The 9,747-nt window shown below is 60.8% G+C and carries 9 protein-coding genes and 1 pseudogene; 3 read left to right on the top strand and 7 right to left on the bottom strand.

The features are described from left to right. Window positions 1–1,279 (bottom strand): annotated as a pseudogene (locus tag ACE3SE_RS16675) (bifunctional aconitate hydratase 2/2-methylisocitrate dehydratase); the annotation flags it as partial. Window positions 1,280–1,459: 180 nt separating this feature from the next. Here ACE3SE_RS16675 and gcvA point away from each other — a divergent pair. Continuing rightward, on the top strand, window positions 1,460–2,404 hold the full coding sequence (gcvA, locus tag ACE3SE_RS16670) for a transcriptional regulator GcvA (protein ID WP_045844958.1): 945 nt from the start codon (window positions 1,460–1,462) through the stop codon (window positions 2,402–2,404). 34 nt (window positions 2,405–2,438) lie between these two features. Here gcvA and ACE3SE_RS16665 read toward each other — a convergent pair whose 3' ends face one another. Continuing rightward, window positions 2,439–3,203 (bottom strand): substrate-binding periplasmic protein, encoded by a 765-nt coding sequence (locus ACE3SE_RS16665; protein ID WP_374556925.1) that lies wholly within the window; start codon window positions 3,201–3,203, stop codon window positions 2,439–2,441. 146 nt (window positions 3,204–3,349) lie between these two features. On the opposite strand from ACE3SE_RS16665, the gene ACE3SE_RS16660 reads away from it, so the two are divergent. Continuing rightward, complete coding sequence (locus ACE3SE_RS16660; RefSeq protein WP_374556923.1) at window positions 3,350–4,354, top strand: class 1 fructose-bisphosphatase; 1,005 nt, start codon at window positions 3,350–3,352, stop codon at window positions 4,352–4,354. Between the two features lie 107 nt (window positions 4,355–4,461). Beyond that, complete coding sequence (locus ACE3SE_RS16655; protein WP_131360349.1) at window positions 4,462–5,259, top strand: response regulator; 798 nt, start codon at window positions 4,462–4,464, stop codon at window positions 5,257–5,259. On the opposite strand, the gene ACE3SE_RS16650 is transcribed toward ACE3SE_RS16655, so the two are convergent. From ACE3SE_RS16650 to ACE3SE_RS16630, 5 genes are all read right to left on the bottom strand, one after another. After that, window positions 5,260–6,078, bottom strand: coding sequence for a hypothetical protein (locus ACE3SE_RS16650; RefSeq protein ID WP_374556921.1), 819 nt, complete (start codon window positions 6,076–6,078; stop codon window positions 5,260–5,262). A 115-nt stretch (window positions 6,079–6,193) separates the two neighbouring features. Beyond that, entirely contained in the window at window positions 6,194–6,628 is a 435-nt protein-coding gene (locus ACE3SE_RS16645) for a GNAT family N-acetyltransferase (RefSeq protein WP_062789156.1), read from the bottom strand. A gap of 259 nt (window positions 6,629–6,887) precedes the next feature. After that, the gene (locus ACE3SE_RS16640) at window positions 6,888–8,708 is read right to left on the bottom strand and encodes a family 2A encapsulin nanocompartment cargo protein cysteine desulfurase (RefSeq protein WP_374556918.1); all 1,821 of its coding nucleotides are present in this window, start codon (window positions 8,706–8,708) and stop codon (window positions 6,888–6,890) included. Continuing rightward, the gene (locus tag ACE3SE_RS16635) at window positions 8,683–9,426 is read right to left on the bottom strand and encodes a family 2A encapsulin nanocompartment shell protein (protein WP_374556916.1); all 744 of its coding nucleotides are present in this window, start codon (window positions 9,424–9,426) and stop codon (window positions 8,683–8,685) included. Before ACE3SE_RS16635 ends, ACE3SE_RS16640 begins: the two co-directional genes overlap by 26 nt. Continuing rightward, window positions 9,336–9,614 carry a hypothetical protein gene (locus ACE3SE_RS16630; RefSeq protein WP_374556914.1) on the bottom strand — a complete coding sequence of 93 codons (279 nt, stop codon included), beginning with the start codon at window positions 9,612–9,614 and terminating at the stop codon, window positions 9,336–9,338. Before ACE3SE_RS16630 ends, ACE3SE_RS16635 begins: the two co-directional genes overlap by 91 nt. Window positions 9,615–9,747 lie beyond the last annotated feature (133 nt).

Below are 9,747 nucleotides of genomic sequence, written 5' to 3'. Positions count from 1 at the left end.
CGTCGCGGGTCATCGGGCCGGTGGTGTCTTGCGAACCCACGGTGGTCATCTTCGGTTCGCAGTAGGTACCCGGACGTACGCCCTGGCCTTCCGGCAGACCACAGGCGCGGCCAACCATCTTCTGTGCCAGCGAGAAGCCCTTGCCGGAATTGGCCGGATCCTTGGGCAGACGGAATACGGTGGACGGAGCCAGACCCAGCGCTTCACGCGCCTTGGAAGTCAGGCCACGGCCGATGATCAGGTTGATACGGCCGCCTGCGCGCACTTCGTCCAGCAGCACGTCGGACTTCAGCTGGAAGTTGGCAACGGTGGCACCGTTCTTTTCGATCTTGCCGTCGTACGGGTAGATGTCGATCACATCACCCATTTCCAGCGCGGATACGTCCACTTCGATCGGCAGCGAGCCGGAGTCTTCCTGGGTGTTGAAGAAGATAGGCGCAATCTTGCCGCCCAGGGTTACACCGCCAAAGCGTTTGTTCGGTACAAACGGGATGTCCTGGCCGGTGGCCCATACTACCGAGTTGGTGGCGGACTTGCGGGAAGAACCGGTACCCACCACATCGCCCACGTAGGCAACCAGGTGGCCTTTTTTCTTCAGGTCTTCGATGAACTGCATCGGACCGCGCTTGCCATCTTCTTCCGGCACGAAGGCAGCACCCGGACGGGTGTTCTTCAGCATGGCCAGGTAGTGCAGCGGGATGTCCGGGCGGCTCCAGGCGTCCGGTGCCGGCGACAGGTCGTCGGTATTGGTTTCGCCCGGCACCTTGAATACGGTAACGGTGATTTTCTTTTCCACTTCCGGACGGCTGGTGAACCATTCGGCATCGGCCCAGCTTTGCAGCACGCCCTTGGCGTTGGCGTTGCCACCATCGGCCAGCACTTGCACGTCATGGAAGAAGTCGAATACCAGCAGGGTTTTCTTCAGGCCTTCGGCGGCGATGCTGCCCACTTCGGCGTCAGCCAGCAGGTCGATCAGCGGCTTGACGTTGTAGCCACCCAGCATGGTGCCCAAGAGTTCGGTGGCCTTGGCGCGGGAAACCAGCGGCGAAGCCACGCTGCCTTCGGCAACGGCGGCCAGGAAGGATGCCTTGACCTTGGCCGCATCATCCACGCCCGGCGGCACGCGGAAGGTGATCAGCTCGACCAGCAGATCTTCCTCGCCCTTGGGCGGGTTTTTCAGGAGTTCGACCAGTTGTTCGGTTTGCTTGGCGTTCAGCGGCAGGGGCGGAATGCCCAGTGCAGCGCGCTCTGCAACATGCTGACGGTAGGCTTCGAGCATAGCTTGGGACCTTTTTGCTTGGGTTGTTTGCAATGAGTCAGCCGCCAGCGCGGGATCAACTGGCGGCAACCGTCCGGGGAGATTTCCTTCTACCCCGTTTTGATTGCTGGAAGATTACGCTCTCTGCATGCCAGTTACAAACGAGTAATCGAAACATCGTCTGTGAGTTATACTCACACCATGAGCACTTACCCCCCTCTTAATGCGCTGCGGATATTCGAGGCCGCAGCAAGGCTGGAAAGCTTTTCCTCGGCGGCAGACGAACTGTTTGTCACCCACGGTGCTGTGAGCAAGCAGATCAAGCAGCTGGAAGAATGGTTGGGCGTACGCCTGTTCGAGCGCGCCGGCGGACGGGTGAAGCTGACCGACACCGGCTGGCGCTACCTGATCCAGGTGCAGGACGGACTGGACCTGATCGCCAATGCCACCTCGCAGTTGCTGCAACCGGACAACCAGCGCCGGCTGACCATCAACTCCACCCCCACCATGGCCATGCACTGGTTAATGCCGCGCCTGCATGTATTTCGCGAAAGCTACCCGGATGTAGAACTGCATCTGGTGACATCCGACCGCGACATCAGCCGCCTGGACAGCCCGTTTGACATTGCCATCCGTCGCGGCCCCGGCGACTGGCCCGGCCATATTGCCAAACCGTTTCTGGAAGAATGCGAGCTGCCCTTGTGTTCGCCGGCGCTGCTCAAGCGTTTTCCGATTGAAAGCCCGGCCGATCTGGCGCAGCACACCCTGCTGTACGCCGACACACGCCCCACCGCCTGGCAGCGCTGGCTCACCCTGGCTGGCGTACCCGAGCTGAAACCGGCCTGCGGCTTGCATTTCGACCGTTTCTCGCTCGCCTTGCAAGCAGCGCTGGATGGCCTGGGCGTGGCACTGGGGCCGTTACCGATGGCGCAGGCGCTGGTGGATTCCGGCCAGCTGGTGGCGCCGCTTTCCAGCCCGGTGGTGCCGGTGCGGGATTATTGCTGGATCGTGCCGCGCACGGCATCGGGCGATTCCACCGTAGCTTCGTTCTGCCGCTGGCTGGAGCAGGAAGCCGGCCAGATGCGGCCCTTTCCCGCGGCCGGGCTGAATGCCAACATGATTGCCCACGCCTTCCCGGCGGATTGACCCTGCCCTGCACCAGCTCTTGCCGGTGCAGGAATCAGGGCGCAGGAGTCAGGCCGATTTCCCGTATTTCAGCCGGGGCGACTTCACGCGGCAGCCACTTGTTGTAGATGCGGCGGAAGCTGCCATCCTTTTTCATGGCGGCCAGCGCGTCGTACCAGCGCTGGATCACCTTTCCCGAAGTGCCACGGGAAAATGCCAGATACAGCTCCAGCGACTCCAGCACCTTCACAACTTCCACCGCGTCGGGTGGCTGACGGATATCCTTCAGCACCGCCCCCACCACAAAACTGCCCTCCACCCACAAGTCATAACGTCCGCCCAGCAGTTTTTGCGCCGTTACCTGTGGCGTGGGCGCCAGATCCACCTCCACAAATCCTGCCGCCGCAGCGGCATCGGCAAATATGCTGCCGCGGTAGGCACCCACCGGCCTGCTGTACAGCGCGGTTCCCGAAGCCAGCAGCCCTGCTGCTTCGCCCTTGCGACACAGCAGCACGGTTTGCGAAATGGCTACCGGTCCGACCAGCGTCATGATTTTTTCGCGCGCATCGCTGCGCCCCACGGTAAACAGCATGACATTGGGCGTGGTTTCCAGTTCGCGGTAGCCACGCACCCAGGGCACGACATCGATACCGCTATTGTCATGGATGCGGCTCTGGATCTCCCTGACCACTTCCACCGCCATGCCATCGGCCACGCCATGCCGCGAAAAGGTGATTGGCGGCCACTCTTCCGTATAAATGGACAGTGCAACGGCAGGCAGCGTATTCAGCAACAGGATCAGTAGCAGATTCAGGCGCATGGCAGCTCTCGTCACGAAATCATCTTTTATTGATAGCTGTTTGCGCATGACGATGCAGGCATATTCGTTATAATGACCGCCTGACATGAAATTCGCTGTGCCAGAACCAGGTCTGTTTTGCACATCCACCGCACGCAAGGAACGACATGAGCCGCATCACCCTTTCCCGCTTTCTGATCGAACAACAGCGCAAGGCGGGCACCCTGCCGCCGGAACTGCGCCTGCTGATCGAAACCGTTGGCCGCGCTTGTAAAGCCATCAGCTACTCCGTGAACAAGGGGGCATTGGCCGGCATTCTGGGTGAGGCCGGCACCGGCAACATCCAGGGCGAGGCACAAAAGAAACTGGACGTGATTGCCAACGACTTCCTGCTGGATGCCAATGAATGGGGTGGCAGCCTGGCCGCCATGGCATCGGAAGAAATGGAACTGCCCTATCACATTCCGGGCGAATACCCGAAGGGCGAATACCTGCTGATGTTCGACCCGCTGGATGGTTCCTCCAACATCGACGTCAACATTTCGGTTGGTACCATCTTCTCCATCCTGCGCTGCCCGGAAGGCATTGATCACCCGACTGAAGAAGCCTTCTTGCAACCGGGCACCAAACAGGTTGCCGCCGGTTACACCGTTTACGGCCCGCAAACCATGCTGGTACTGACCTTTGGCAGCGGCGTGCACGGCTTTACGCTGGATCGCGAACACGGCTCCTTCGTGCTGACCCACTCCGACATGCAGGTTCCGGAAAGCACACAGGAATTTGCCATCAACATGTCCAATATGCGTCACTGGGAAGCCCCGGTAAAACGCTATGTCGACGAAATGCTGGCAGGCAAGACCGGCCCGCTGGGCAAGGACTACAACATGCGCTGGGTGGCTTCCATGGTGGCCGAAGTGCATCGCATCATCACCCGCGGCGGCATTTTCATGTATCCGAAAGATGCCCGCGACCCGGGCAAGGCCGGCAAGCTGCGCATCATGTACGAAGGCAACCCGATGGCCTTCATCATTGAACAGGCCGGTGGCGCAGCCACCAATGGTTATCAACGCATCATGGAGATCCAGCCGCAAGGCCTGCACGAACGCGTGGCCGTGTTCCTGGGTTCCAAGGAAGAAGTTGAGCGCATTACCCGCTACCATCAGGAACAGTAATCAAATCAACCCTGTCGCTTGCGGCAGGGTTTTTTTATTGCCAATACTGACAGTTGCTCCAAGCAGCCTATAGTGAATCAACGTTTATCAGATAACGGATACCGCGCATGCTGTCTACCCAACACCTGATTGTCGCTCTGGCAGAAAGCTCTTCCGTGCAAGCGCAGATCATTCGCAATGAACTGGGCGAGCTGGGCATTACGCGCATGGAGGTATTTGAAACCGGCGCAGACTTGCTGGACTACATCAGCCAGTACAAGCCTGATGTGGTGATGAGTGCTTTCCACCTGCCGGACATGACGGCGGGCGAAATGATTTTCCGTATGCGCGGCCATCTGGAATTGCGTGACATCCCCTTCATTCTGGTGTCCAGCGAGACCAATCCGGAACTGATCGACCCTATGCGCCAGGCCGGGCTGATGGGTATTTTGCCCAAGCCCTTCGACCTGCCCCAGCTGCGCAAGGTCATCAACGACACAATGGATTTCCTGTCCGTCAACCAGAGTGACAACGACAGCGATATTGACTACGCCGACCTGAACATTTTGCTGGTGGATGACAGCGTGATGGCACGCCGCCATATCCGCACGGTGCTGGAACGGCTGGGCTTCGAGAAGATCACCGAATCCTGGAGCGGCAAGGATGCCTTGCCGCTGATAGACAGCACACTGTTTGACCTGGTGCTGACCGACTACAACATGCCGATGATGGACGGTTGCGAGCTGACCCGCTACATCCGCACCAACAGCATGCAAAGCTCGGTGCCAGTCATCATGATTTCCAGCGAGGAAAACATGGAGAAACTGGCCGCCGCCGAAGCTGCCGGCGTATCGGCCATCATGGGTAAACCCTTCGAAACATCGGCGGTGCGCCAGATTCTGCGCACCCAGCTGGCACAGCGCTGATCAGCGCGGCATCACCCACACCAGGCGCGAGCCGCCCTTTGCGTCGCTCAGCGCCTGGCGTCGCCAGTAGCCCTTGCTGGTATATACCGTAGCGGCCTCGGCCACCCCAGCCATGCGGCAATAGCTGACTTCCTGAAAACCTGCCTGCAACAATTGGCTGCGGCCCTTCTTGCGCGACTTGAAGCAAGTCGGATGACTGGCCAGCGCCACCGCATCTGCCGGGGCAGACTCCTCCCAGCCACGCACCATTTCCAGCCTGGGCTGGGTCATGACGGCCAGTCCACCCAACACCGTGCTCAACAACGCATGCCACTCCGGTGCCACCGTCGCCATTGGTGCGGCCAGTTCGCCGGGATAATTCACCAGCAAGGCCAGGCTTTGTTCGGTATCCGCCAGCCAGTCGCTTCCCGGCAGGGAGAAATCGGCCGCAATCAGCAGCAAGGCCACCGCGCGGCTATCCGGCAGGTGCATGACAAAGGCAGCACCTTGCTCACCGGCATGCAAGAAGAAGGCTTCGGCAGGCAAAGTGAGGCGATCCGGCATATTGCCTGGCAAGCGGGTATGCGACAGCGCCTGCATCAGGCCGGAGTCCAGATGCGCCATGACCCGGCCATGCTGGCAAAACTGGCCATAGGCATCGGCCAGCCGCTGTTCGGTGGCAATGCGTGCCGATGCAGCCGGATACACCTGGGCTGCGCGTTCCAGTTCGCGCGCCACCAGCGCCATGCCTTCCTGCTGAACTGCTTCGGCTTGCACCGCCTGGGTATAGAGTTGCCCGACACGTCTGGCCCAAGGCCGCGTGGCGGCATAACGTTGCACGGCATAAAGCATTTGGATGACAGCCCCCGGACAAGAAAAAAAGGGCCGCATTGTAAGCGCAAGAGGTGGTTTACCGCCAGTCCGGGCCAGGAGACGCCGTCGCGCGGGCAGTGAATCAGGCCTGGCTGTTACCGCTGGAAATATAGGAATAGCGGCAAATATCCTCGCGCCGCTGCCAGCCCTGCTTGTCCCAGAAACTCTGCGCCGCCGTATTGCTGCGGAAAACATCAAGATGGGTTTTGGCGATACCCTGGCGTGCCAGTTCGGCAATGCAGGCATCCACCAGACGCCGCGCCAGGCCCTGACGGCGGTAGGCTGGCAGCACCAGCAGATGCTGCAGATAACCACGCCGGCCATCGTGGCCGGACATCACACAGCCCACGATCTGGCCGTCGCACTCCGCCACAAAACTCAGGCCGGGATTGCGCGCCAGATAACGTGCGGTGGCTTCTGCCGAATCCGCATCGCGGATGGAAATACCAGGGGTTTGCTGCATCAGTTGCAGTACGGTGGGGTAATCATCCAGCGTCATCAAACGTATGACAGGCATGACAGTCCTTTCCTTGAGGCACACGCATCATGTTATGCCCGAAGGCCGCAGTTAGAAAAGGCCGGTGCAAATGCACCGGCCCTCAGACTGCTGACAACGTGAGTTGCTGCGATTTCACCAGACCCGGCAAAGCCGGGCCTGTCGATGAAGTGACTGATTGCGCAGCCGTCGCATCTACCACCCGCCTCCGTCCTTACCCTGCCAATTGAAGCAGAAAGCAAGAAGGGATTTGGGACTGCCAGCAGGTTTGCGTCACCACTTAATGCCGCCGTGCCAGTCGCTGCAATACTGCTACCAGGGTATCAACCTCTTCGCAGGTATTGTAGAAAGCCAGCGAAGGACGAACCGTGGCCTCCAGTCCGAAGCGCCGCAGAATCGGTTGGGCGCAGTGGTGGCCGGAGCGCACCGCAATGCCTTCCTGATTCAGCGCCTTGCCCACTTCCTCGGTGCGATAGCCCGGCAACACAAAGGACAGCACGCTGGCCTTGTTGGCTGCCGTGCCGACCAGGCGCAAACCCGGTACCGATTGCAGGCCGTGGGTGGCATACACCAGCAGGTCGTGCTCGTAATGGGCAATGGCTTCCAGCCCGATACGCTCGACATAGTCGATGGCTGCGCCCAGGCCCACCGCGTCCGCGATATTGCCAGTGCCCGCCTCGAACTTGTTGGGCGCCGGCTGATACAGCGTTTTCTCGAAGGTGACATCGGCAATCATGTTGCCACCCCCTTGCCACGGCGGCATGCTGTCCAGCAACTCCTTCTTGCCGTACACCACGCCGATGCCGGTGGGTGCAAACACCTTGTGCCCGGAGAACACAAAGAAGTCTGCATCCAGCGCCTGCACGTTCACCCGCATGTGCGAGACCGACTGCGCCCCGTCCACCAGCACCCTCGCCCCGGCGGTATGCGCCAGCGCCACGATTTCCTGCACCGGTGTCACCGTGCCCAGCGCATTGGATACCTGGGTGATGGCCACCAGTCTGGTGCGGCTGTTCAGCAGCTTGCGGTATTCGTCGAGCAGGATCTGGCCGCTGTCATCCACCGGAATCACCCGGATTTTGGCGCCGCTGGCTGCTGCCAGCATCTGCCAGGGCACGATGTTGGCGTGGTGCTCCAGCTGCGACACCACGATTTCATCGCCCGCGCCGATATTCTGGCGCCCCCAGGTATTGGCCACCAGGTTGATGGCCTCGGTGGCACCGCGCACGAAAATCACCTGATCCGGGCTGGGAGAGCCAATGAAACGGGCTACTTTGTTACGGGCCGCTTCGTAGGCATCCGTCGCCCGCGCCGCCAGTTCATGCGCGGCACGGTGGATGTTGGAGTTTTCGTGCTGGTAGAAATAGGCCAGCCGGTCGATCACCGCTTGCGGCTTGTGCGTGGTGGCAGCGTTATCCAGCCAGATCAGCGGCTTGCCATTCACCCGTTCGGCCAGGATGGGGAAGTCACGTCGCACGGCATTGACATCGAAGCCATGGCCGCGACTGGCCACCTTGCGGTCGAAATCCGGTGCCTTGCCATGCTGCGGCCATTCCTCGACAAAGTAATAGCCATGGCTGTTACCCTGCACCGCAGTTGCCACCACCGGCTGGCGACTGTCGCCGGCCAGCAAGGCGCGCAGCTCATCCGCCCCCGGCAGCCCGAAGGACTGTGCCGTCACCCGGTCATCCACCGCAACATCCGGCGCTGCGGAAGGATAACCGGCAGACTCACCGATAAAGTAATACGGCGAGGACGGTACGGCTGCTCCGGCAAAGGACGGGGCCGAAGGCTGGGCTGCGGCCAGTTGCGGAATGGCCGCGCCATAGCCCTCCGGGACAGCATAGGCATGCGGGCCGCCACGGCCAAAGCCATCCAGCGCCGCCGGTTCCGGCGTATGCGCGGCGGCAGCGGCCGGTTGTGGCGACAGCTGCGGACCGGCCACATCCAGATTCAGCCCATTGGATGCCGCTGGCGCACTGCCCGGCACCTGACCCGGCAAGGCGCTGAAGAAGGCATTGGCCAGATTCGCCAGCTGGGCGACATCCGGCAGGCCGTCTGGCAGGCCGGAAGGCTTACTTGTAGGTATCTGGGTAGTCATGGTACTTGCCAATCTCCACGTCTTCGAGCACGGCCAGCGCATCTTCGGTCAGCACGGCCAGCGAGCAATACAGCGAAATCAGGTAGGACGCGATGGCGTTGCGGTTGATGCCCATGAAGCGTACCGACAGGCCCGGGCTCTGTTCGCCAGCCACACCCGGCTGATACAGGCCGATCACACCCTGGCGCTTTTCACCCACGCGCAGCAGCAGGATCTTGGTCTTGCCGTCTTCGTCGATAGGCAGCTTGTCCGACGGGATGATGGGAACACCGCGCCAGGTGATGAACTGCGAACCGAACAGGCTCACGGTCGGCGGCGGTACGCCACGACGGGTGCATTCGCGACCGAAGGCGGCAATGGCCAGCGGGTGAGCCAGGAAGAAGCCGGGCTCTTTCCATACCTTGGTCAACAGCTCGTCCAGATCATCCGGAGTCGGTGCGCCGGTCAGGGTGGAAATGCGCTGGGTATCGTCCACATTGGCCAGCAAGCCGTATTCCGGATTGTTGATCAGCTCGGATTCCTGACGTTCCTTGATGGTTTCAATGGTCAGGCGCAGCTGCTCCTTGATCTGGTCGTGCGGGCTGCTGTAGAGGTCGGACACACGGGTGTGCACGTCCAGCACGGTGGTCACCGCATTGAGGAACAGTTCACGCGGCTGTTCTTCGTAATCGACAAAGGTTTGCGGCAGTTCGGATTCATCGCGCTGCGAGCAGGCCACCTGCACGCCAGCGGCATTTTCACCCGGTTCAGACGGAAAATGCCCGCTTCTACCGGCGACCATTGCAGCAGGTGCACCAGCCAGCGCGGGCTGATGGTGGACAACTGCGGTACGGTTTTGGTGGCATTGGCTAGCTGGCGCGCTGCGTTGTCGCCCAGTGCCTGTTTGACGTCCTGATGTTGAGACATGTCTGCTCCATAAGGGATGGTGGAAGAAACAAAACTGCAGACAACACAGCCCCCTTGCCGGCGGCCTGCAGGCAAAGCTCCGCCCTGTCCGCTGTCCATGCAGCGGGACGAGGTGGTCAAACAGTGATTGGTA

Source organism: Aquitalea pelogenes, assembly GCF_041914625.1.
Lineage (GTDB): Bacteria > Pseudomonadota > Gammaproteobacteria > Burkholderiales > Chromobacteriaceae > Aquitalea > Aquitalea pelogenes.
This window is presented reverse-complemented; position numbering and strand designations above follow the sequence as displayed.